This window comes from Pseudomonas sp. RT6P73 (assembly GCF_054897715.1).
On the sequence record NZ_JBUBUV010000002.1, the window covers coordinates 5233061 to 5255715 of the forward strand.

At 60.4% G+C, this 22655-nt stretch carries 20 protein-coding genes and 2 pseudogenes; 8 read left to right on the top strand and 14 right to left on the bottom strand.

Translation table 11 applies throughout. The features are described from left to right. Positions 1-98: 98 nt before the first annotated feature. The 8 genes and pseudogenes from hisI to ACYZT6_RS24225 all read left to right on the top strand — a co-directional run bounded on the left by hisI (position 99) and on the right by ACYZT6_RS24225 (position 5208). The gene (gene hisI, locus ACYZT6_RS24190) at positions 99-500 is read left to right on the top strand and encodes a phosphoribosyl-AMP cyclohydrolase (RefSeq protein WP_054054645.1); all 402 of its coding nucleotides are present in this window, start codon (positions 99-101) and stop codon (positions 498-500) included. Next, the gene (locus ACYZT6_RS24195) at positions 493-825 is read left to right on the top strand and encodes a phosphoribosyl-ATP diphosphatase (protein ID WP_008047820.1); all 333 of its coding nucleotides are present in this window, start codon (positions 493-495) and stop codon (positions 823-825) included. Before hisI ends, ACYZT6_RS24195 begins: the two co-directional genes overlap by 8 nt. Positions 826-850: 25 nt before the next feature. Beyond that, entirely contained in the window at positions 851-1123 is a 273-nt protein-coding gene (locus tag ACYZT6_RS24200; protein WP_150763379.1) for a twin-arginine translocase TatA/TatE family subunit, read from the top strand. A gap of 10 nt (positions 1124-1133) precedes the next feature. After that, a complete protein-coding gene (gene tatB / locus ACYZT6_RS24205) occupies positions 1134-1586 on the top strand; it encodes a Sec-independent protein translocase protein TatB (RefSeq protein ID WP_462028937.1) in 453 nt (150 codons plus the stop codon). Continuing rightward, positions 1583-2377, top strand: coding sequence for a twin-arginine translocase subunit TatC (gene tatC, locus ACYZT6_RS24210; protein ID WP_131061476.1), 795 nt, complete (start codon positions 1583-1585; stop codon positions 2375-2377). The genes tatB and tatC overlap by 4 nt, the downstream gene beginning before the upstream one ends. After that, positions 2374-3081 carry a 16S rRNA (uracil(1498)-N(3))-methyltransferase gene (locus tag ACYZT6_RS24215; RefSeq protein ID WP_462028938.1) on the top strand — a complete coding sequence of 236 codons (708 nt, stop codon included), beginning with the start codon at positions 2374-2376 and terminating at the stop codon, positions 3079-3081. The genes tatC and ACYZT6_RS24215 overlap by 4 nt, the downstream gene beginning before the upstream one ends. A gap of 210 nt (positions 3082-3291) precedes the next feature. Further along, positions 3292-4350: pseudogene (locus ACYZT6_RS24220) on the top strand (methyl-accepting chemotaxis protein); the annotation flags it as partial. A gap of 144 nt (positions 4351-4494) precedes the next feature. Next, positions 4495-5208: a methyl-accepting chemotaxis protein gene (locus ACYZT6_RS24225; protein ID WP_370654427.1), complete on the top strand. Its 714-nt coding sequence runs from the start codon at positions 4495-4497 to the stop codon at positions 5206-5208. Positions 5209-5363: 155 nt separating this feature from the next. Here the strand turns inward: ACYZT6_RS24225 and ACYZT6_RS24230 are convergent. The 14 genes and pseudogenes from ACYZT6_RS24230 to ACYZT6_RS24295 form a co-directional block, all read right to left on the bottom strand. Then, a pseudogene (locus tag ACYZT6_RS24230) lies at positions 5364-5567 on the bottom strand (peptide ABC transporter ATP-binding protein); the annotation flags it as partial. Positions 5568-5639: 72 nt separating this feature from the next. Then, positions 5640-6971, bottom strand: a complete 1332-nt coding sequence (locus ACYZT6_RS24235) for an IS4 family transposase (protein ID WP_462027613.1) — start codon at positions 6969-6971, stop codon at positions 5640-5642. Positions 6972-7072: 101 nt separating this feature from the next. Next, on the bottom strand, positions 7073-9643 hold the full coding sequence (mdoH, locus tag ACYZT6_RS24240; protein ID WP_462028939.1) for a glucans biosynthesis glucosyltransferase MdoH: 2571 nt from the start codon (positions 9641-9643) through the stop codon (positions 7073-7075). Next, complete coding sequence (locus ACYZT6_RS24245; RefSeq protein WP_462028940.1) at positions 9636-11450, bottom strand: glucan biosynthesis protein G; 1815 nt, start codon at positions 11448-11450, stop codon at positions 9636-9638. The genes mdoH and ACYZT6_RS24245 overlap by 8 nt, the downstream gene beginning before the upstream one ends. Positions 11451-11726: 276 nt before the next feature. Further along, positions 11727-12164, bottom strand: a complete 438-nt coding sequence (gene dtd / locus ACYZT6_RS24250; protein ID WP_462028941.1) for a D-aminoacyl-tRNA deacylase — start codon at positions 12162-12164, stop codon at positions 11727-11729. Continuing rightward, positions 12161-13132: a prolyl aminopeptidase gene (gene pip / locus ACYZT6_RS24255; RefSeq protein ID WP_462028942.1), complete on the bottom strand. Its 972-nt coding sequence runs from the start codon at positions 13130-13132 to the stop codon at positions 12161-12163. The genes dtd and pip overlap by 4 nt, the downstream gene beginning before the upstream one ends. A 105-nt stretch (positions 13133-13237) precedes the next feature. Continuing rightward, a complete protein-coding gene (locus ACYZT6_RS24260) occupies positions 13238-14155 on the bottom strand; it encodes an alpha/beta hydrolase (RefSeq protein WP_462028943.1) in 918 nt (305 codons plus the stop codon). A 168-nt stretch (positions 14156-14323) separates the two neighbouring features. Beyond that, positions 14324-15271, bottom strand: coding sequence for a choline ABC transporter substrate-binding protein (locus tag ACYZT6_RS24265; protein ID WP_462028944.1), 948 nt, complete (start codon positions 15269-15271; stop codon positions 14324-14326). A gap of 226 nt (positions 15272-15497) precedes the next feature. Next, complete coding sequence (gene hutG, locus ACYZT6_RS24270; protein WP_462028945.1) at positions 15498-16301, bottom strand: N-formylglutamate deformylase; 804 nt, start codon at positions 16299-16301, stop codon at positions 15498-15500. 10 nt (positions 16302-16311) lie between these two features. Next, positions 16312-17517: an imidazolonepropionase gene (gene hutI / locus ACYZT6_RS24275; RefSeq protein ID WP_462028946.1), complete on the bottom strand. Its 1206-nt coding sequence runs from the start codon at positions 17515-17517 to the stop codon at positions 16312-16314. A gap of 101 nt (positions 17518-17618) precedes the next feature. Beyond that, a complete protein-coding gene (hutH, locus tag ACYZT6_RS24280) occupies positions 17619-19151 on the bottom strand; it encodes a histidine ammonia-lyase (RefSeq protein ID WP_461978655.1) in 1533 nt (510 codons plus the stop codon). 117 nt (positions 19152-19268) lie between these two features. After that, positions 19269-20792, bottom strand: coding sequence for a histidine ammonia-lyase (hutH, locus tag ACYZT6_RS24285; protein WP_462028947.1), 1524 nt, complete (start codon positions 20790-20792; stop codon positions 19269-19271). A gap of 170 nt (positions 20793-20962) precedes the next feature. Further along, a complete protein-coding gene (locus tag ACYZT6_RS24290) occupies positions 20963-21793 on the bottom strand; it encodes a quaternary amine ABC transporter ATP-binding protein (RefSeq protein ID WP_462028948.1) in 831 nt (276 codons plus the stop codon). Further along, positions 21790-22641 carry an ABC transporter permease gene (locus ACYZT6_RS24295; RefSeq protein WP_053153259.1) on the bottom strand — a complete coding sequence of 284 codons (852 nt, stop codon included), beginning with the start codon at positions 22639-22641 and terminating at the stop codon, positions 21790-21792. Before ACYZT6_RS24295 ends, ACYZT6_RS24290 begins: the two co-directional genes overlap by 4 nt. Positions 22642-22655: the final 14 nt, after the last annotated feature.

A 22655-nucleotide genomic window follows, 5' to 3' on the forward strand; every position in this document is an offset into this window, starting at 1 on the left:
TAGGTAGGTACCGCTACACAATACGAAAGAACGATGCAGATTGGCTTTTACTTGTGGCTTGAAGCTCGAAGCTTGCTGCTGCTCCTCGGGAATCGAAGATGAAAAACTGGCTGGACGAGATCAAGTGGGACGCAGACGGCCTGGTGCCGGCGATTGCCCAGGATCACAAGACCGGGCGCGTCCTGATGATGGCCTGGATGAACCGCGAAGCACTGGAACTGAGCGCTGCCGAGAACCGTGCCATTTACTGGTCACGTTCCCGTGGCAAGTTGTGGCGCAAGGGCGAAGAGTCCGGCCACGTGCAAACATTGCATGAGATGCGCCTGGACTGTGACGCCGACGTGATCATCCTGATGGTCGAGCAGATCGGCGACATCGCCTGCCATACCGGCCGTCAGAGCTGCTTCTACCGCGTCTTCGAGAACGGCGACTGGAAAACCGTCGACCCGGTTCTGAAAGATCCGCACGCCATTTATTCCGCAGGACACACCCATGAGTGACACTCTGACCCGTCTGGCCGAGGTGCTGGAAGAGCGCAAAGGCGCCGCCGCCGACAGCTCGTATGTCGCCAGCCTGTACCACAAGGGCTTGAACAAGATTCTGGAAAAAGTCGGCGAAGAGTCGGTCGAAACCATCATTGCCGCCAAGGACGCCGCCATCAGCGGCGACTGCAGCGATGTGATCTACGAGACCGCCGATCTGTGGTTCCACAGCATGGTCATGCTCGCCCAACTGGGCCAGCATCCACAGGCTGTACTCGATGAACTGGACCGTCGTTTCGGTCTGTCCGGACACGCCGAGAAAGCCTCGCGCCCGTCCGCCTGAACAACTATTAGAGAGGAGCAGCAACATGGGCATTTTTGACTGGAAACACTGGATCGTCATTCTGGTTGTTGTCGTTTTGGTGTTCGGCACCAAGAAACTGAAAAACCTCGGCACTGATGTGGGCGAGTCGATCAAGGGCTTCAAGAAAGCCATGAACGACGACGAAAAACCGGCCGATCCGACTGTTACTCCAGCACAACCGGTGCCACCGGTTCAGCCACAGCAGTCCGTGAACCAACCGCACACCATCGACGTGCAGGCGCAAAAAGTCGAAGAGCCGATCCGCAAAGACGTGTGAGCACTGACTAATGTTTGGTATCAGCTTCTCTGAACTGCTGCTCGTCGGCCTCGTCGCCCTGCTGGTGCTGGGTCCCGAGCGTCTGCCGGGTGCTGCGCGCACCGCCGGCCTGTGGGTCGGTCGTCTGAAGCGCAGCTTCAACGCGATCAAGCAGGAAGTTGAACGTGAAATCGGTGCCGACGAAATTCGTCGGCAACTGCACAACGAGCACATTCTGTCGCTGGAGCAGGAGGCGCGGAAGATTTTCACGCCGACTCAGCAGGAAGCCACTCCGGTTCCGCCGGTTGAACCGGTCGCGGAGCAGACGATTCATGCTCCTGCCGCCGTGCCTGCACCTGTTGTAGCGGCCACCGAGCCTGCGCCCGTTGTTGCAACGCCACCGGTTGCACCTGCCACGACGCCTGCGGCTGCGCCTGTTGCGCCGGCCCCTCATGACCCAACACTGGCGCCGCGAGCCCCATGAGCGATCTTCCTGAAAACGACCAGCACATGCCGCTGGTTTCGCACCTCACCGAGTTGCGTACCCGCCTGCTGCGTTGCGTAGCGGCGATCTTCATCATCTTCGCCGGGTTGTTCGCCTTCACCCAGCAGATCTACACATTCGTCTCGACGCCGCTGCGCCAGTATCTGCCAGTGGGCGCGACGATGATCGCCACTGACGTGTCGTCGCCGTTCCTGACACCGCTGAAGCTGACCATGATGGTGTCGCTGTTCCTGGCGATCCCGGTGATCCTGCATCAGATCTGGGGCTTCATCGCGCCGGGCCTGTACAAACATGAAAAACGCATCGCTGTGCCGTTGCTGGTATCGAGCATCATGCTGTTCTACGCCGGCATGGCCTTCGCCTATTACCTGGTGTTCCCGCTGATCTTCAAATTCTTCGCCGCCGCCACCCCGGCCGGTGTGGAAATGATGACCGACATCAGCAGCTACCTCGACTTCGTCATGACGCTGTTCTTCGCGTTCGGCGTGGCGTTCGAGATCCCGGTGGCCGTGGTGCTGCTGGTGTGGATCGGCGTGGTCGACGTCAAATACCTGAAGAAAATCCGTCCGTACGTGATCATCGGCTGCTTCGTGGTCGGCATGATCCTGACGCCACCGGACATCTTCTCGCAGACGCTGCTAGCCGTACCGATGTGGCTGCTGTTTGAAATCGGCATCCTGTTCGGCGGCCTGATCAGCAAGCGCGGCGAACACCCGGACGACCAGCCGGCTGACGATCACAACGACCAGCCGCCAGCGACCCAGCCGTGAACCTGCTGCTCCTCATCGATGCCGATTTCATTGCGGCCGACCGAGTGATCCTGCGTGATCGCCGGTTGACGCACATGCAGGAAGTTCATCGTTGCGAGGTGGGTGACAGCATGCGCGTCGGGCGTATCGGCGGGCTGATGGGCTCGGCCGAAGTGCTGCGTCTGGACGCCGATGAAGCCGAACTGCGCGTCTCCCTCGACCAGCCGCCTCCGGCCAAGCTGCCACTGACGCTGATATTGGCCCTGCCACGGCCGAAAATGCTGCGCAGGGTGTTTCAGACCGTGGCGGCCATGGGTGTGCCACGAATCATTCTGGTGAACAGCTATCGCGTCGAGAAGAGCTTCTGGCAAACGCCGTTTCTGGAGCCAGAGGCGATTCGCGAGCAACTGATCCTCGGCCTGGAACAGGCCCGGGACAGCGTACTGCCGGAAATCGTCATCGAGAAACGCTTCAAGCCGTTCGTCGAAGACCGTCTGCCATCCATTACCGAAGGCACCCTCGGTCTGGTCGGCCACCCCGGCAACTACCCGCCCTGCCCCCGCGGCCTGGACGAACCGGTGACCCTGGCCATCGGCCCCGAAGGCGGCTGGATCCCTTACGAAATCGACTTGTTGGCCAAGTCCGGTCTGCAACCGGTACAACTGGGCGAGCGCATCCTGCGCGTCGAAACCGCCGTAACCGCACTGCTCGCCCGCCTGTTCTAACCCCATCCAAACACAGAACCTGTGGGAGCGAGCCTGCTCGCGATAGCGGTGGGTCAGTCAACACATGGGTAACTGGCAGTCCGCTATCGCGAGCAGGCTCGCTCCCACAGGGAAATTCGTCGTCCCAGCTAATGTGTACGCCTATAGATTCATGGTCGCCTGCCGATACAGTTCCCATAAAACCAATTAGTGGTCCGAGGGAGTAGCAGCATGTACCGTTGGCTAGCCGAGAATCTGGGAAACGTAAGCGTCAATCGCAAACTGGGGATCGGCTTCGGTCTGGTGCTGCTGTTAACGTTGCTGATCACTTTTACAGGCTGGACCGGCCTGACTGGCGTGATGAGCCGTGGCGACAAGCTCGGGTTCATCGCCAGCCTCAACGACCTGACCAAAGACCTGCGCCTGGCCCGTCTGGACTACGAAATGCGCCGGGGTGAACAAGGCCCGGCCGCCGTCAACGACCTGCTGAGCCAACTCGACGCCGGTCTGCAAACCGCCCGTAAATTGATCGAACAGCCGTCTGACGTGGCGATGATCGACCAGCAACTGGCCGCCGTCAGCCAATACAAACAAGCCTTCATCGCGATGACCCAGGCCGGCGCCAATCGCGAAGACGCCCGCAGCAAACTGGGTGCTACCGCCGACAACGCAGTGGCCCGCGTCGCTGAAGTCGAAAAATCCATGCTGCAAGGCGACAGCGTCGCCGACTTCAACAGCGTGATCGACCTGAGCAAGCTGATTCAGCAGGCCCGCTTCCAGGTTCGCGGCTACACCTACAGCGGCAAGACCGAGGCCGAGCAGCCTGCGCTGGACGCCATCGACAACGCCTTGAAGAACCTCGAAAGCCTGCCGGCCAAACTGCCGGAACAGCACATCGCCAACCTGCAACAGGCCACTGATTCGCTCAAAGCCTACCGCGCCGCTGTCAGCCAGTACCGCGACTCGCAGGTTGCCAGCGCCGCCGCCCTCAAGCGCATGGCCGAGCAAGGCCAGATCCTGCTCGACGTCAGCAAAAAACTCACCGTGTCGCAAACCATCGTCCGGGACACCGACGCTGCGCACGCCAAGAACCTGCTGCTGATGGCCACTGTTCTGGCCCTGGCGTTTGGCTTGCTGGCGGCATGGGCGATCACTCGCCAGATCGTGATCCCGTTGAACCAGACCCTCAAAGTCGCCGAGCGCGTGGCGGCTGGCGACCTGACGCAAAACCTTGTTTCCGAGCGTCGCGACGAATTGGGCCAGCTCCAGCGCTCCATGCAGAGCATGACCCTGGGCCTGCGCGAACTGATCGGCGGCATCAGCGACGGCGTCACGCAAATCGCCAGTGCTGCCGAAGAGTTGTCGGCCGTCACCGAGCAGACCAGCGCCGGGGTCAACAGCCAGAAGGTCGAGACCGACCAGGTGGCCACCGCGATGAACGAAATGACCGCCACCGTGCAGGAAGTCGCGCGTAACGCCGAAGAAGCCTCTGAAGCCGCCGTCGCCGCCGATCAACAGGCCCGCGAAGGCGACAAAGTGGTCGGTGAAGCCATCGCCCAGATTGAACGCCTGGCCCTCGAAGTCGGCAATTCCACCGCAGCCATGGGCGATCTAAAACGCGAGAGCGACAAGATCGGCAGCGTGCTCGACGTGATCAAATCCGTGGCCCAGCAAACCAACCTGCTGGCGCTCAACGCTGCGATTGAAGCCGCACGTGCCGGTGAGGCGGGACGTGGTTTTGCGGTGGTCGCCGACGAAGTCCGCAGCCTGGCTCAGCGCACCCAGAAGTCCACCGAGGAAATCGAAGAGCTGATCGTCGGCCTGCAAACCGGCACCCAGCAAGTGGCAACCATCATGGACAACAGCCGCAGCCTGACCGATAGCAGCGTCGAACTGACCCGCCGCGCCGGCAGCTCGCTGGAAAGCATCACCCGCACCGTGTCGGCGATTCAGTCGATGAACCAGCAGATCGCCGCCGCTGCCGAGCAGCAAACCGCAGTGGCCGAGGAGATCAACCGTAGCGTGCTGAACGTGCGCGACGTGTCCGAGCAGACCTCGGCAGCCAGTGAAGAGACTGCGGCCTCCAGCGTTGAGCTGGCGCGGTTGGGGACGCATCTGCAGATGCTGGTGGGCAGGTTCAAGGTTTGAGGTGATGTGGTGATCTCGGTTCGCTTTGAACCGAGGTGATGCCATCGCGGGCAAGCCCGCTCCCACAGGGATATGCGTCAAACAAAATCTTGTGTTCACCACCGATCAATGTGGGAGCGGGCTTGCCCGCGATGGCGGCCGCAAGGTCGTCGCAGTTAGAGGACCTGCCGCAAGAAGGCCCGCGCCCGCGGATCCTTCGGCGCATCAAAGAACTCGAACGGCGAGGCATCTTCCAGCAATTTGCCGTGATCGAAGAACAACACCCGATCCGCCACTTCCCGCGCGAAGCCCATTTCGTGGGTGACGCAGACCATGGTCATGCCTTCCACGGCCAGGGTTTTCATCACGTCCAGCACTTTTTGATTGTTCCCGCGCTCATGCGTGGGAATGCAGCCCGGGACAAAAAAACCCCGCTTTCGCGGTAATGCTGTTCACTTAAGCGGAGCAGCCTTACGGTCCACTGGAAATCGGGTTTTCGAAATTTTCACCGTCCTTGGTCTCGAAGGCCTTGGGCGGTGATCCAGAAACAATCCTCCTATCCCTGCTCTCAACTCAGCCAAGCGTCTTCCTGTGGCTGAAATCGGATTAGCCGCCGCCATCACGATCAGTTGCACGGCGATGTACTGACAAACGGGTTTGAAACGGATGTCCGAGGGTGGTCGGCCAAACGCCACCGCCGCCTGACTGGCCTCTCGACGAATCACGTTATAAGCCAGCAATAGCCCCCACACTTCCTGATAGATCAGCTCGACTTTTTTGCTGCGCAAGGTCATTGCGTTCTGTTGCATCGAACTCTTGATGTCCCTGAAGCCCAATTCGATTTCCCAACGCTCTTGGTAAAGTTTGGCAACGGCTTGAGTGTTGTAGGTCTTGGCCGGCAACGACGTCATGACGGTCTTCACCTTGCCTTTGATTTCATAACTGACTTCGCGTACTTCCCAGTGCGTTGGAAGAACCGGGTTTCGCTTTCTGGCCTGCGGTGAGACTTTCATACGCACTAACCTGTCGTGCTGGCTGTAACGGGCCACTTCCTCGCAGACCAGTCCCTTTTTTGCCGGGATCAACCAATGACGGTTGATGCCTGCTCCGCTCAGGCTCGACAGCAGCTCGGCACCCCAAAAACCTTTGTCGAACAGCGTCACCGAGTGGTCGGGTATCTGCTGCAAAAATTCGTCGGCCAAGCGCATTTCACTGCGTCGATAAGGGCTCAATTGAGCATCCATGATCACGTGCGAACGCACATTCATCAGGGCCACCAAGCGCAGCATCGGAAACGGCGTCTGGCGGTCGCTTGGAGTGTTTCCCGACCCGAAGTGATCTCGAAGCTCGGGCGTATCCGGAGTACGCAAAAGTGCACCGTCCACCGCGAATACCTGCAGATCATGCCAGGTATCATCGTCATAGCGCTCCGCGCCCCATTGGGTCCCGGTCTTGCGGAATAACCACTCAACAGGATCGGCACCGAGTCGCTTGCGCGCCTCGGTCACACCACTGCGGGCCAACAAGTGGTCGGTGGCCAGGCCTTGAGCGCAGATGTTCAATCGTCTGGCCACCTCATGAACCGGCTCGTCACGAAACAAGGCCATGCCGAGTACCAACCAGAGCACTTGGTCAGCGGGCAGGCGACGTCGGCGAATGGTCGCCTGACTGGAAAGATCCAGCGCAGACGCTACCCACTCGATGGGAATGTTTTGGGTGAAGGTGCTCAGGTCGCAGAAGTTGAAAAGGTCGCCGAGGTCGAGCAGATCTTGTTGAACAGACATAAAAAATCCGATGCCAGAGGTCTGGCATCGGATTTTCGGATAAGCCCGGCTTGGACTCAAATACTTAAGTGAACAGCATTACGCTTTCGCGGGGCTTTTTGTTATGCCAACTGAGGCTGCGCACTCAGTGGTTTGAGCGGTAACAGCGGTGCATGGGGATCGGCTTTCACCGATTTGCGCCAGGCTGCCAGCCACTCGGGGTGGCTTTCATTCCAGATCTGCTCATGCAAGCGCGCCAATGCCACCGGGTCGCTCAGCAGTTGCACACGCTCATTGTTGTTCAGGCCTTCAGGCCCGACTTTCAAGGCGTGACGCACCCGTTCGATCCGCAACCATTCGATCGGCTCCGCCACACCGTGACGCGAAGTCGCCAGCGAGCACGCCAAAGCGTTCTGCTGTGGATCGACCACCGCGCGGATGAAGCCGTCGTTCAGTGCATGCCAACGGTTTTCGTGGGTGTACTGATCGGTTGCCAGCAACGCCTGCGGCGGATTGTATTCCTCAGGGATCAGGAACAGGCTTTCGTCACGGGACTTGAGGCCCAGGCCGACACGGCTGGAAATCACCGACACCGGAATCGACAGCATCAACGAACCGACGATTGGCACCAGCCACCACAGGAAGCTCGGGTTCAGCCAGATCACCAGCAAGGCCCAGAAGAAGCCCAGCAAGGTTTGCGGACCGTGGCGCTTGACCGCTTCGCTCCATGGCGTGGAATCGTCGTCACGTTGTGGCGAGTTCCAGGTCGCGGCCCAGCCGAGGAATGCGGCGAGTACGAAACGGGTGTGGAAAATCATCCGCACCGGCGCCAGCAGCATGGAGAACAGTACCTCCAGCAGCATCGACATCGTCACCTTGAACTTGCCACCGAACTCTTTCGCACCTTTGGCCCAGATCAGGAGGATGCTCAACAGCTTCGGCAGGAACAGCAGCACGATCGTCGTCGAGAACAGCGCAATCGCCTTGTCCGGGTGCCATTGAGGCCACAACGGATAGAGCTGACGCGGCTCAAGGAAGTACTGCGGTTCCATCAAGGTGTTAACCGCCAGCAGCGCCGTCGACAGCACGAGGAAGAAGAACCACAACGGCGCTGACAGGTAAGACATCACACCAGTCAGGAACACCGCACGGTGAACCGGGTGCATGCCTTTGACCAGGAACAGACGGAAGTTCATCAGGTTGCCGTGGCACCAGCGACGGTCACGCTTGAGTTCGTCCAGCAGGTTCGGTGGCAGCTCTTCGTAACTGCCCGGCAAGTCGTAGGCAATCCACACGCCCCAGCCGGCACGGCGCATCAGCGCAGCTTCGACGAAGTCATGGGACAGAATCGCACCGGCGAAAGCACCTTTACCCGGCAACGGTGCCAGGGCGCAGTGCTCGATGAACGGCTTCATGCGGATGATCGCGTTGTGGCCCCAATAGTGGGATTCGCCCAACTGCCAGAAGTGCAGGCCAGCGGTAAACAGCGGGCCGTATACGCGGGTCGCGAACTGCTGCATGCGCGCATACAGTGTGTCCATGCCTGACGCACGCGGCGCTGTCTGGATAATCCCGGCGTCCGGCGTGGCTTCCATCAAGCGCACCAGGCTGGTCAGACAGTCGCCACTCATCACGGAGTCCGCGTCGAGAACAACCATGTACTTGTAGTCACCGCCCCAGCGACGGCAGAAGTCGTCGAGGTTGCCGCTTTTGCGTTTGACGCGGCGGCGACGGCGACGGTAGAAGATCTTTCCGAAGCCCTTGGCTTCCCGGCAAACATCCAGCCAGGCTTGCTGCTCGGCAACGCAGATGTCCGCGTCGTTACTGTCGCTGAGGACAAAGAAGTCGAAGCGATCCAGGTCACCCGTGGCCGCAACCGACTCGAACGTCGCCCGCAAACCGGCAAACACGCGCGGCACGTCTTCGTTGCAGATCGGCATCACCAGTGCGGTGCGCGCGTCCTTGGCGATAGGCTCATTGCCAGCACTTTTACCGGAGATGCGGTATTTATCGTGACCGGTGAGCAACTCGAGGAAGCCCATCAGCGCTGTCCAGAAACCGGCCGAAACCCAGCAGAACAGAATCCCGAACAGAATCAGGATGCTGGTTTGCAGCGCATACGGCAGCACTTGCGTGACGGTTTGCAGGATCGGTTGATGCAAGACTTCGTTCAGGTCGACGAACGACCAGCCCTGGTACGGCATGATGCCTTTCATGTACCAGCCAGCGACGATGGTCTGGCCGAGCATCAGGACCAGCAGAATGTAACGCCGGATCGAACCGACGGTGCGCCAGCGGGCCGCCGGCAGCACGTTCTCGTCCTTCGGCGGGGCCGGCGGATTGGTGCGACCGGTCAGACGCCGCCAGCCACGCACCAGAATGTTGGTGCGCCACGGTTCCGGCACGACTTTGGTCCGACGGATCGGCGGGGTTGCCTTGAGGCAAACCCGGCCACTGGCGTCGAGCACCAGCATTTCCGCCTCTTGCAGCTCTTCAGCGGTGTTCAGGGTCAAGCGACGGCCCACCGAGGCTTGTGCAGCCTCGGTCGGTGCGTCGAACGTCGAAGACGACAGACGCTGGTGCAACTCGCTGAAGGACTGGCAGCCCGCGAGTTCCGCGCGCTGCTGGTCGGTCATCGGTAAATGCGCCAGATACTCGGCAAGAGGCTCTGGCATTACTTGAGAATTACTCATCGGCAGGCAACTGGTAGCTCCAGGTCTCGGTCAGGACTTCTTCAGTCGAGGACGATTCCGGTGTGGCTGGGACCGCGTCCGCAGCAACAGGCTGCTTGGCGTCTTTGTTGTCCTTGTCCTTGGTATCGGCGGCCGGCTTGGCTTCGGCCTGCTTGGCCTCGGCCGCTTTCGCTTCCTTGTCCACTTTTTCCGCTTGCTTGGCAGCCACCTTGTCAGCCTTGGCAACAGAAGAATTGGACGCTGGAACCGAAGACTTCGCGAGATCGGCAGTCACAATGCTCTGAACCAGTGCAGCACGCATCTCGGTGGACTTGCCCGGATCCTTGATCTTCATCCGCAGAGTCAAGCGCCAGCCCTTGGTTTCAGGGTTGTAGCGCACGCTATTCTCGACCAGCTCGGCGTTGTCGCCAACGCTGACCTGGCTGCGAACGTCCGCCGTTTCCGGCAGTGCCGCCAGGGACGGACCTTCAAAGTCCACCAGATAGGCAACGCTGCCATCCGGCTGACGGATCAGGTTCGACTGTTTCACGTCGCCCGTGGAGCGCAGGGTCTGTTGGACCCAGGCGCTGTCCGGTGCGTGAAGAGCGGCTTCGTCGATGGTCCAGTGCATGCGATAAGCGACGTCCAGCGGCTGGCCAGGCTCAGGCAGTGTTTCCGGGCTCCAGAAGGCAACGATATTGTCGTTGGTTTCGTCGGCAGTCGGAATCTCTACCAGATCGACGGAACCCTTGCCCCAATCGCCTTTTGGCTCGATCCAGGCACTTGGGCGCTTGTCATAGCGGTCGTCGAGGTCTTCGTAGTGGCTGAAGTCGCGACCACGTTGCAGCAGGCCGAAACCACGCGGGTTCTCGATCGAGAAGTTGCTCACGGCCAGGTGTTTTGGGTTGTTCAGTGGACGCCAGATCCACTCGCCGTTGCCGGCATGGATCGACAGACCGCTGGAGTCGTGCAGTTCACGACGGTAATTCAGCACTTTCGACGGCTGGTTGGCGCCGAACAGGAACATGCTGGTCAGCGGCGCAACGCCAAGCTTGGTGACCTTGTCACGCAGGAACATCTGGGCCTTGACGTCGACAACGGTGTCGCTGCCTGGACGCACGGTCAGACGATAAGCACCGGTGGCCCGCGGCGAATCCAGCAGCGCGAAGATCACCAAGTGCTTGTCACCCGGTTTTGGCTGTTGAATCCAGAATTCGGTGAAACGCGGGAATTCTTCGCCGGACGGCAAGGCGGTATCGATGGCCATGCCGCGAGCGGACAATCCATAGGTGTGACCCTTGCCGACAACGCGGAAGTAGCTCGCGCCGAGCATGGTCATGATTTCGTCTTGCTTGTCGGCCTTGTTGATCGGGTAAAGCACGCGGAAACCGGCATAACCCAGTTGTTCGGTGGCTTTAGGATCGAACTTGACATCGCCGAAATCGAAACGACTTGGGTCGTATTTGATCTCTTCGACGGTGTTGGCCGTGATTTCGTTGATTTTCACCGGCGTATCGAAATGCATGCCCTGGTGATAGAACGAAAGCTTGAACGGGGTCTTCTGATCGGCCCATTCGGCTTTTTCAGTGCGGAAACGAATTTTTTGATAGTCCGCGAATTTCATTTCGCGGAATTCGTTCGGCAGGTTACTGCGCGGGGCTTCGTATTTTTGACCGGCCAGCTCTTTTGCCTTGACCGATACATCATCCAGATTGAATGCCCACAGCTGGCCGGCGCTGAGCAGGCAGAGCAGTGCAGAGCCCGCTACCAGAGCGCTTCGGAACCGTTTGGCAGTCATATTTGGTGCATTACAGGGACTAACAATCACGAGCAACCCTCGCCGAAAACAGATCAAAAAACCAACGGCCAGCTATCTATATGCCAGGTTGGCGAGCATTGTTCCGACTCCTATGGGGCTAAATGATTCCCCAACAGGTCCCGGACAAGTCTCTACCTAAGTCAAAATGGACCAACGAACGCTGATCCCCGTAGCGCGCGATTATCTAGTAGGCCGCGTTACAACGCATCAGGGGTAACAAAGTATTTATCGCGAAAAACCCCTGTTATCAGTCGAAAAGCCCTGAAAAACATGTTTCAAGGGCTTTCACGTCTGTAAAAGGAAGGTGACCGGGCCATCGTTGACCAGGTGCACCTGCATATCCGCGCCGAATCTACCTGATGCCACAGTGCCATGCACCTGTTTCGCTTTGGTTAATAGATAGTCGAATAGCTCCTCGCCCAGGGCCGGAGGGGCAGCGGTCGAGAAACTCGGGCGCAACCCGCTCTTGGTGTCAGCGGCCAGGGTGAACTGCGAGACCAGCAGCAACCCACCGCCCACCTCCGCCAAAGACAGATTCATCTTGCCCTCGGCGTCACTGAATACCCGATAGTTAAGCAGTTTATGCAGAAGTTTGTCGGCGCTGGCACGAGTATCCTCCGGTTCGACCGCCACCAGCACCAGCAAACCCTGATCGACCGCCCCCACCACCTCTCCCGCTACCTCGACTCGCGCGCCACGCACGCGTTGCAGCAGGCCCTTCATGCTTCTTCGGGCGGCAGGTCGAGCAAGCGGCGAGCCATCTGGCTGGCGGCCCGTACCAGCGCATCGGTAATACCCGGCTCGGACGCCGCGTGGCCAGCGTCGCGGATCACCTGGAGTTCGCTGTTCGGCCAGGCTTGATGCAGTTCCCAGGCGTTGTCCAGTGGGCAGATCACGTCATAACGACCGTGGACGATCACGCCTGGCAAATGGGCGATCTTGCCCATGTCGCGAATCAGTTGGTTCGGTTCAAGGAACGCATTGTTGGTGAAGTAGTGACATTCGATGCGCGCGATCGACAACGCACGTTGGGGCTCGGAGAAGCGATCGACTACCAGCGGATTCGGACGCAAGGTCGCGGTTCGGCCTTCCCAAGTGGACCAGGCCTTGGCTGCGTGCATCTGGGCGATCTGATCGTTGCCGGTCAGGCGCTTGTGGAAAGCGCTGAGCAAGTCGCCGCGCTCGTCCAGTGGAATCGGCGCGACGTAGTCCTGCCAGTAATCGGGGAACAGACGGCTGGCGCCACATTGGTAAAACCACTCGATTTCCTGCGGGCGGCAGAGAAAAATCCCACGCAGAATCAGACCGTGCACACGCTCCGGATGGGTTTGCGCGTAGGCCAGCGCGAGGGTCGAACCCCAGGAACCGCCAAACAGCACCCATTTTTCGATGCCCAGGTGTTTGCGAATCCGCTCAAGGTCGGCGACCAGATCCCAAGTGGTGTTGTTTTCGAGGCTGGCGTGGGGCGTGGAGCGACCGCAACCGCGCTGGTCGAACGTCACGATGCGGTACAGATTCGGATCGAAGTACCGGCGGCTCTGGGCATCACACCCGGCGCCGGGGCCGCCGTGGATGAACACCACCGGCAAACCTTCCGGTGAACCGCTTTCGTCGACATACAGCGTGTGAGTTTCATCGACGGCCAGATCGTGCCGGGCGTGAGGTTTGATCTGCGGGTACAAAGTCTGCATTGCGCGCTCCGTAAGGGGTCGAGGTCATCCCTGGGGGGACTTCTATTATTCTGCCGTCCGGCATCATAAACCCGAATTACGCCAATGAGCATGCCCCTTGCAGCGTCATGTTTTGTCAGCCAAAAACCCGAGCAGCGTTTCATAGAGCAAGTCGACCTCGGCGACCTGGCCCCGAGCCCGCAAACACCCGTGAACCAGCCCCTCACCGTAATAAAGAGCGACGGGCACGCCAGCGGCCTGCAACTGCTCGGCGTAGAGCACACCGTCATCGCGTAGCGGGTCAAATTGCGCCACAGCGATTAATGCCGGCGGCAGTCCGCCGAAGTGTCCGGCGAGCAACGGCAAGGCATAGGCCCCCGGCTGTCGGGAGCCGCGCAAGTACAGGGCGTGATAACAGTCGACATCGCTGCTGGCGAGCAACGGCGCGTCGATGCATTCGCTGCGCGACGGCAGCTGGTTATCACCGCCCAACCCCGGATAGATCAGGACCTGCGCCGCCGGCAACGGCTCGCCGGCATCCCGCAGCGCCAGACAAAGCGCAGCGGCAAGGTTGCCACCGGCGCTGTCCCCCGCCACCAGCGTATGCTCGGGGTCAAGCCGAAAAGGTCCGGATCGCAGCGCGCGCCAGACGCGCAGGCAGTCATCGAACGCCGCCGGAAACGGATGCTCCGGTGCCAATCGGTAATCAACGGCGATCACCAGCACGCCAAGTGTCGACGCGAGTTCAGCGCAAATGAAGTCGTGGGAATCCAGATCCCCCACCACCCAACCGCCACCATGCAGGTACACGATGCACGGGGCACCGGCGGTCGGTGGTGAAACTGGCGGTTGATAGGAGCGCACCGGCACACCGGCCAACTCGAAATCGACCACGTAAAGCCCGGCGGGACGTGGCGGGGTGAACGCCCGGCACATTTCGCTATAAGCCTGACGCAGGCCGTTGAGGCTGCTGTCGGTGCTGTTGAAACTGACGGTTCTCTCGACGAATGCCGTCATCTGTTCAGAAATCGGGTAAGGAGTCATGAGTCTGGTGCCAGTCAGTTCAGCGGTTTGGGATTGGAGCCCGGTTCTGTGGCGAGGGAGCTTGCTCCCGTTCGACCGCGTAGCGGTCGTAGATTTTGGGGGCTGCTTCGCAACCCAACGGGAGCAAGCTCCCTCGCCACAGCACAGTAATCGCCCAAATAATGATGATCAGTTTTTTAAACTGGCCTGAACGGTGGCTACGCCATCCTTGCCATCAAAACTGGTGACACCCGCCAGCCAGCGCTGAAGATCTTCCGGATGATCACGCAGCCATTGCCGGGCAACGTCCTGAGGCGTCTTGCGCTCCATGATCGGCACCATCAGCTGGCTTTCCTGGGCCGCGGTGAAGGTCAGGTTTTCCAGCAGGCGATTCACGTTCGGGCAACGTTCGGCATAGTCGGGGGAGGTCACGGTCGAGACGGTCGCCGCGCCTTCGTTCGGGCCATAAACGTCTTCGCTGCCAGTCAGGTAGGCGATGTTCATGTTGATGTTCATCGGGTGCGGGGTCCAGCCGACGAACACCACGAACTCCTTGCGATTCACCGCCCGCTGAACGGCGGCCAGCATGCCGGCTTCACCGGACTCGATCAGCTTGAAGTCCTTCAAGCCAAAGTGATTGGTCTCGATCATGGTCTTGATGGTGGTGTTGGCACCGCTGCCCGGCTCGATGCCGTAGATCTTGCCCCCGAGCTTGTCCTTGAATCTGGCAATGTCGGCGAAGGTTTTCAGGCCCGCTTCGGCGACGTACTCCGGTACGGCGAGGGTCGCCTGAGCGTCGGCTAGGCTCGGTTTGTCCATGACTTTCAATTGATTGGCGGCCACGAACGGCGCGATATTTTTGTCCATCGCCGGTTTCCAGTAACCGAGGAAGATATCGAGGCGTTTGTCGCGGATGCCGGCGAAGATGATTTGCTGCACGGCGCTGGTTTGCTTGCTTTCGTAGCCGAGGCCGTTGAGCAATACGTCAGCCACGCCGCTGGTGGCGATCACGTCGGTCCAGTTGACCACGCCCATGCGCACGGCCTTGCAAGACGCGTCGTCGCTGGCCAGGACGCTGGTGCTAAGGAGAGCGGTGCCGCAGAGGATTGAGAGACAGCGGGTGAACAGTCTTTTCATTGGGGATGGTCTCGTGCGGCAGAATTATTGTGGGCCCGGTGTCTTGATGCACCGTGTCCAGAACATTACGCAGCAGCGAGAGGGTAAAAGCGAACTGTAGCGACCGAGATTTGCACGGTGGCGACTGTTCCATGTGGGAGCGAGCCTGCTCGCGATGGCGGTGGGTCAGACAACACTTGCGTCGACTGACACTCCGTCATCGCGAGCAGGCTCGCTCCCACAGGGATTATGCGTTGTAGTGCTTTTGGCCCCAGGCCAGCAGGCCTTGCAGCAATTCCTTGAGCACCACTTGCGTCGGCCCGGCCAGGTCCGGGCGATAGCGGAACGGCTCGAACTCTTCCATGTACGTGCACTGCCCCAGCTCCAGTTGCACCGCGTGTATGTTTTCCGCCGGGTTGCCGTAATGCCGGGTGATGTGGCCGCCCTTGAAGCGTCCGTTCAGCACATGGCTGTAATCGCCGTGACGCGCGCAGATCGCTTCCAGCTGAGTGGCCAACTGTGGATCGCAACTGGCGCCGTTGAAGGTGCCGAGGTTGAAGTCCGGCAGCTTGCCGTCGAACAGGTGCGGGATGATCGAACGGATCGAATGCGCATCGAACAGCAGCGCGTAGCCGAACTCGGCTTTCAGTCGCGCCAGCTCGTTCTGCAACGTGGTGTGATACGGCGTCCACACCTGCTCCAGATACGTCGCTCGCTCCACCGCCGACGGTTCCATCCCTTCGCGAAACAATGGAATGCCGTCGAACAGCGTCGCCGGATACAAACCGGTGGTCGCGCCGACATACAAAGGCTTGTCGTCAGACGGGCGGTTCAGGTCGATGACAAATCGCGAATATTCGGCAGCCAGCGTGCTTGCGCCCAGTTCGGCGGCGAATTCATACAGCTTCGGGATGTGCCAGTCGGTGTCCGGCAGGCTGCGTGCATCGGGGATCAACCCGGCTTCGACCGCCGGAGTCAGGCGCAGACCGGCGTGGGGCATGCTGATCAGCAGCGGCACGCGGCCTTGTTTGAAGTTCAGAACCTTATCCACAACTGCTCTCCTAAACGCTCGTTTCGATGCCGTGACGCACGACGCGTTTTTCCAGGTCACCGCCCAGCCAGTACGACAGGTCGGCGGGACGATCGATTTGCCAGGCCACGAAATCCGCGACCTTGCCGGTTTCCAGCGAACCATGGGTGTCGGCCATGCCCAACGCGTTGGCGGCGTGAATGGTTGCACCGGCCAGGGCTTCTTCCGGGGTCATGCGGAAACAGGTGCAGGCCATGTTCAGCATCAAGCGCAACGACAGCGCCGGTGAAGTGCCCGGGTTGAGATCGCTGGCGATGGCGATTTTCACACCGTGTTTGCGCAGGGCATCCATCGGCGGCAACTGGGTTTCACGCAGGAAGTAGAAAGCACCGGGCAGCAGCACCGCGACGGTGCCGGACTTGGCCATGGCGATGGCGTCGTCTTCGGTCATGAACTCCAGATGATCGGCCGACAGTGCATGGTAGCGCGCCGCCAGACTCGAACCGTGCAGCGATGACAGTTGCTCGGCGTGCAGTTTCACCGGCAAGCCCAGTTCTTGTGCGGTGATGAAGACGCGTTCGACCTGTGCCGGCGAAAACGCCAGGTATTCGCAGAACGCGTCCACCGCATCCACCAGCCCTTCGGCGGCCAGGGACGGGAGCATTTCAGCGCAGATGTGATCGATGTAGTCGTCGGCGCGATCCGCGTATTCCGGTGGCAACGCGTGAGCGGCCAGGCAGGTGCTGCGTACGCTGACCGGGAGTTCGGCGCCGAGGCGGCGAATGACCCGCAGGATCTTGCGTTCACTGACCAGGTCCAGGCCGTAGCCGGATTTCATTTCGACCGTGGTCACGCCGTCGCGCATCAAGCTCTTCAGACGCTTGGCGGCGCTGGCGAACAGCTCGTCTTCGGTCGCTGCGCGGGTGGCGCGCACGGTGCTGGCGATGCCGCCACCGGCCGCCGCGATTTCCGCGTAGCTGACGCCTTGCAGGCGCTGTTCGAATTCACCGCTGCGGTTACCGCCGAACACCGTATGGGTGTGGCAGTCGATCAGGCCCGGGGTAACCCAGGCCCCTTTCAAGTCGTTGACGGCCGGGTACTCGCCCGCTGGCAGTTCACTGCGCGGGCCGACCCACTCAATGTGCGCACCGGACGTCACGATGGCCGCATCCTCGATGCTCGAGTAGACGCCTTGCGCCATGGTTGCGACGTGGCAGTGTTGCCAGAGAGTTTTCATCCCGTAGTCTCCACATTATTCAAAATCGAATCGCCAGCAGGCTGGCTCCCACAGGGATGCGCAATACAACTGTGGGAGCCAGCCTGCTGGCGATGAGTACATCACAGGCTCGGCAAAAGCTTGGCCGAAACCAGCTCGTTCAGGCAACGCGTCGCCAGAAGCTCGGTCGCCGCATTGATGTCCGGCGCAAAGAAGCGATCCTTCTCATAGAACGGCACTTCGTTACGCAGAATCCCGCGAGCCTTTTCCAGCTTCGCCGAGGTCTTCAGACCTTCGCGCAAATCCAGCCCCTGAACGGCCGCCAACCATTCCACCGCCAAAACGCCGCGAGTGTTTTCGGCCATTTCCCACAAACGCTTGCCGGCAGCTGGCGCCATGGAGACGTGGTCTTCCTGGTTCGCCGACGTCGGCAAGCTGTCCACCGAATGCGGATGGGACAACGCCTTGTTCTCGCTGGCCAGTGCCGCAGCGGTCACCTGGGCGATCATGAAACCGGAGTTCACGCCGCCATTGGCCACCAGGAACGGCGGCAATTGCGACATGTGCTTGTCCATCATCAGCGAGATACGGCGCTCGCTCAGGGAACCGATTTCAGCGATGGCCAGTGCCATGTTGTCAGCGGCCATGGCCACCGGTTCGGCGTGGAAGTTACCGCCGGAGATCACGTCGCCTTCGGCAGCGAATACCAGCGGGTTGTCGGAAACCGCGTTGGCTTCGACGGCCAGCACTTCGGCAGCTTGACGGAATTGAGTCAGGCAGGCGCCCATGACTTGTGGCTGGCAGCGCAGGGAGTACGGGTCCTGAACCTTTTCGCAGTTCTGGTGCGAGTCGGAGACTTCACTGCGCTCGCCCAGCAGGTCGCGGTAAGCGGCAGCGGCGTCGATCTGGCCTTTCTGGCCACGGGCGGCGTGGATGCGCGCATCGAACGGCGAGCGCGAGCCCAGTACCGCTTCGACCGTCAGGGCACCAATTGCCACAGCACCGGCAAACAGATCTTCACCTTCGAACAGACCGCGCAGCGCATAAGCGGTCGACACCTGAGTGCCGTTGAGCAGTGCCAGACCTTCTTTCGCCGCCAGGGTCAGCGGGGTCAGACCGGCGATTTTCAGCGCTTCGGTCGCTTCCATCCACTCGCCTTTGTAGCGAGCCTTGCCTTCGCCCAGCAACACCAGCGACATATGGGCCAAAGGCGCCAGATCGCCGGAGGCACCGACCGAACCTTTCAATGGAATGTGCGGGTAAACCTCGGCGTTGATCAGTGCGATCAACGCGTCAATCACGACGCGGCGAATGCCGGAAAAACCACGGCTCAGGCTGTTGACCTTGAGCACCATGACCAACCGCACCAACGCATCGCTGATCGGCTCGCCGACACCGGCGGCGTGGGACAACACCAGCGAACGCTGGAGGTTTTCCAGGTCTTCGCTGGCGATGCGGGTCGAGGCCAGCAGGCCGAAACCGGTGTTGATGCCGTAGGCGGTGCGGTTCTCGGCGAGGATCTGTTCCACGCAGGCAACGCTGGCTTCGATCTGGGCCGAGGCGCTGTTGTCGAGGGTGATTTTGACCGGCTGCTGATAGATATCACGCAGTTGGGCAAGGCTCAGTTGGCCGGGAATAAGGTTAAGCGCAGTCATTTTGTGCTCCTTTTGAGAGTTTGTTATGAACTCACCAGACGCTCCGGAGATATCCGTTGTCCGTCGCGTCTCGCTTTTGGGGAGCCGCGCCTTGGCACGCTGGTTTTTGTGTAGAAATCAGTTGAGGTTCGGTAACGCCTTGTGCAGCAAAATCGGGTCTTTCAACACGCCGGCAGCGGCGGCGATATCAGGTGCCAGCCAGCGGTCCTGATCGTAGGCCGGAACGCGTTCGCGCAGCAGACGCCAGGCAGTATCGGTGCCGGCACCGAAGCGTTGTTCCTTCAAAAATTCAAATGCCTGAGCCGCCAGCAAATATTCGATCGCAAGAATCTGCGTGCAGTTTTCAAGCGCACGATGCAGCTTCAGCGCCGCGTTGGTGCCCATGCTCAAGTGGTCTTCCTGCAGGCCAGAAGTGACGTAGTTGTCGAGCACGGCCGGTTGCGCCAACTGGCGATTTTCTGCGCACAGCGAAGCGGCGACGTACTGGACGATCATCATCCCGGAATTCACTCCCGGGTTGGCCACTAAAAAGGCCGGCAAACCGCTGACGTGCGGGTTGATCAAGCGGTCCAGACGACGCTCGGCGATGGAGCCGATTTCGGCCATGGCGATGGCCAGCAAGTCAGCCGCCAAGGCCACTGACTGGCCGTGCGGGTTGGCCTGGGACATGATCCGGAAATTATCCGGCGTGCCCAGCAGCATCGGGTTATCGGTGACCGAGTTGAGTTCGGTTTCGATCTGCGTTCTGGCGTGTTCAAGCTGATCGCGAGCGGCGCCGTGAACCTGCGGGATCGAACGGATGCTCAGCGCATCCTGCGTGCGAATGCCTTTGCTGCCGGCAATCACTTCACTCCCATCCAAAAGCGCCCGCAGGTTGATGCCGACCTGCTGCATGCCCGGGTGCGGCTTGAGCGCGATGATCTCGGCATCGAACGCCGCGATCTGGCCGCGCTGGGCTTCGAAGCTCATCGCACCGATCACGTCGGCCCATTGCACGAGGCGCGTGGCATCGGCAATCGCCAGGCAACTGAGACCGGTCATGCACGGTGTGCCGTTAACCAGGCACAAACCATCTTTGGCGCCGAGCTGGACCGGCTGCAGACCTTCTTCGGCCAAAGCTTGCTGTGCGGAAACGATCTGCCCGCGATAACTCACATTGCCAACGCCCAGCAGCGCGATGCCGACGTGCGCCATGTGGGTCAGGTAACCGACCGAACCCTGGGACGGCACTTGCGGGGTGATGCCGCGATTGAGCAACGCCAGCAGCGCTTCGACCACTCGACGATGAATGCCGGATTTGCCGTGGCTGTAATTGCGGATTGCCGCACACATGATCGCGCGAGTCTGCTCGTCGGCCAGCGGAGCGCCAACGCCACAGGCGTGACTGAGCAAGGTGTTGCGCGACAGTTGGCTGAGTTGTTCATCTTTGAGCGAGACGTTGCACAGCGCACCGAGGCCGGTGTTGACGCCATAAGCGCGTTCGCCGCTGGCGACAATGCGCTGGACGATGGCCTGGGCGTTTTCGATGCGCGCCCAGGTCTGCGGCGACAGCTCAAGCTGTGCGCCATGGCGGGCGACGGCAACCACATCCTGCCAACGCAACAGGGCGTCGGCGATAACGATTTTTTCAGCCTGGGACATCATTGACCTCGTGCGTACAACCTTAAAATTGATGCAGCTTCACCGGCCTCTTCGCGGGCAAGCCTCGCTCCTACAGGTTTTGTGTCGCTCCCACATTTGTGCGGCAAATGTGAAACCTGTAGGAGCGAGGCTTGCCCGCGAAAGGGCCGGGACAGCCTCCGCAAATTTATCTAAACCACCGCAGCCCGGCGCTGCACGAACCGGTCGACATATTCATCCGCCGGCGAATGCAGGATCTCTCGCGGCGTACCCACTTGAATCAGACGCCCGTCCTTGAGAATCGCAATGCGGTTACCAATGCGCACCGCCTCATCAAGGTCGTGGGTGATGAAGACGATGGTCTTGTGCAGGGTCTTTTGCAGCTCCAGCAACTGGTCCTGCATCTCGGCGCGGATCAGCGGATCGAGTGCACTGAACGCTTCGTCCATCAGGATGATGTCGGTGTCTGCCGCCAGGGCGCGGGCCAGGCCCACACGCTGACGCATGCCGCCCGAGAGCTGATGCGGGTATTTGTTTTCGTAACCCTTCAGGCCCACGGTGTTGATCCAGTGCAGCGCACGCTCGGAGCACATTTGCTTGGTCTCGCCACGCACTTTCAGGCCGTAGGCGACGTTGTCCATCACGGTCTTGTGCGGCAGCAGGCCGAAGCTCTGGAACACCATGCTGATCTTGTGCCGGCGAAATTCGCGCAGGGCTTCCATGTCGTATTGCAGGATGTCCACGCCGTCCACCAGGATCGCGCCGCTGGTCGGGTCGATCAGGCGGTTGAAGTGGCGCACCAGGGTCGATTTGCCGGAACCTGACAGGCCCATGATCACGAAGATCTCGCCGGTGCCGATGCTCAGGGACAAGTCGTTGACGCCGACCACGCAGCCGGTCTCGGCCAGCACCTGATCCTTGGTTTTGCCCTGGCCAATCATGCCCAGCGCGTCCTTGGAACGGTTGCCGAAAATCTTGAAGACGTTTTTGACTTCGATTTTGCTGATGGCTTCGTTGTTCATTTGCTCACCTCATGCCGTGGCCGACCGTACGCTTGAGTAATGCGGTCGATAACCACTGCCAGAATCACGATCGCCAGACCGGCTTCAAGGCCACGTCCGACGTTGAGGGTCTGAATCCCCACCAACACATCTTCACCCAGGCCACGGGCACCGATCATCGAGGCGATCACCACCATCGACAGGGCCATCATGGTGGTCTGGTTGATCCCGGCCATGATGCTCGGCAGGGCCAGCGGCAGTTGCACGCCAAACAGTTGCTGCCAGCGGTTGGCACCAAAGGCGTTGATCGCTTCCATCACTTCGCCATCGACCTGGCGAATGCCCAGATCAGTCAGGCGGATCAGCGGTGGTGCGGCGTAGATCACGGTGGCGAAAATCGCCGGGACCTTGCCCAGGCCGAACAGCATCAGCACCGGGATCAGGTACACGAAACTCGGCATGGTCTGCATGATGTCCAGCAACGGCATCAGCACCGAACGCAGGCGATTGCTGCGTGCCGAGAGAATGCCCAGCGGGATGCCGATCAGCACCGAAATGACCGTCGCGACCATCATCAGCGCCAGGGTCTGCATCAGCTTGTCCCAGAGCCCGACCGCGCCCACCAGGAACAACAGGCCGACGATCACGGCGGTGGTCACGACTTTGCGGGTCGCGTGCCAGGCAACGCCCGCCACGATGGCGAGCATCAGCCACCAGGGCGCCGCACGCAGCAGCCCTTCAAGATTGACGATGGCCCACAGCAGGGTGTCGGAGATGCTGCGGAACACGTCGCCGTAGTTGGTGACCAGCGAATCGACCCAACCGTTGACCCAGTCGGCGATGGAAAAGGTAAAGCTTTCGGGAAACATAAGAGACTCTCAAT

What these genes read in the sequence shown, in the direction of transcription:
- hisI (WP_054054645.1), top strand. Translation starts at nt 99, where the DNA reads ATGAAAAACTGGCTGGACGAGATCAAGTGGGACGCAGACGGCCTGGTG.
- ACYZT6_RS24195 (WP_008047820.1), top strand. Translation starts at nt 493, where the DNA reads ATGAGTGACACTCTGACCCGTCTGGCCGAGGTGCTGGAAGAGCGCAAA.
- ACYZT6_RS24200 (WP_150763379.1), top strand. Translation starts at nt 851, where the DNA reads ATGGGCATTTTTGACTGGAAACACTGGATCGTCATTCTGGTTGTTGTC.
- tatB (WP_462028937.1), top strand. Translation starts at nt 1,134, where the DNA reads ATGTTTGGTATCAGCTTCTCTGAACTGCTGCTCGTCGGCCTCGTCGCC.
- tatC (WP_131061476.1), top strand. Translation starts at nt 1,583, where the DNA reads ATGAGCGATCTTCCTGAAAACGACCAGCACATGCCGCTGGTTTCGCAC.
- ACYZT6_RS24225 (WP_370654427.1), top strand. Translation starts at nt 4,495, where the DNA reads ATGAACGAAATGACCGCCACCGTGCAGGAAGTCGCGCGTAACGCCGAA.
- ACYZT6_RS24235 (WP_462027613.1), bottom strand. Translation starts at nt 6,971, where the DNA reads ATGTCTGTTCAACAAGATCTGCTCGACCTCGGCGACCTTTTCAACTTC.
- mdoH (WP_462028939.1), bottom strand. Translation starts at nt 9,643, where the DNA reads ATGAGTAATTCTCAAGTAATGCCAGAGCCTCTTGCCGAGTATCTGGCG.
- dtd (WP_462028941.1), bottom strand. Translation starts at nt 12,164, where the DNA reads ATGAAGGGCCTGCTGCAACGCGTGCGTGGCGCGCGAGTCGAGGTAGCG.
- pip (WP_462028942.1), bottom strand. Translation starts at nt 13,132, where the DNA reads ATGCAGACTTTGTACCCGCAGATCAAACCTCACGCCCGGCACGATCTG.
- ACYZT6_RS24260 (WP_462028943.1), bottom strand. Translation starts at nt 14,155, where the DNA reads ATGACTCCTTACCCGATTTCTGAACAGATGACGGCATTCGTCGAGAGA.
- ACYZT6_RS24265 (WP_462028944.1), bottom strand. Translation starts at nt 15,271, where the DNA reads ATGAAAAGACTGTTCACCCGCTGTCTCTCAATCCTCTGCGGCACCGCT.
- hutI (WP_462028946.1), bottom strand. Translation starts at nt 17,517, where the DNA reads ATGAAAACTCTCTGGCAACACTGCCACGTCGCAACCATGGCGCAAGGC.
- hutH (WP_461978655.1), bottom strand. Translation starts at nt 19,151, where the DNA reads ATGACTGCGCTTAACCTTATTCCCGGCCAACTGAGCCTTGCCCAACTG.
- hutH (WP_462028947.1), bottom strand. Translation starts at nt 20,792, where the DNA reads ATGTCCCAGGCTGAAAAAATCGTTATCGCCGACGCCCTGTTGCGTTGG.
- ACYZT6_RS24290 (WP_462028948.1), bottom strand. Translation starts at nt 21,793, where the DNA reads ATGAACAACGAAGCCATCAGCAAAATCGAAGTCAAAAACGTCTTCAAG.
- ACYZT6_RS24295 (WP_053153259.1), bottom strand. Translation starts at nt 22,641, where the DNA reads ATGTTTCCCGAAAGCTTTACCTTTTCCATCGCCGACTGGGTCAACGGT.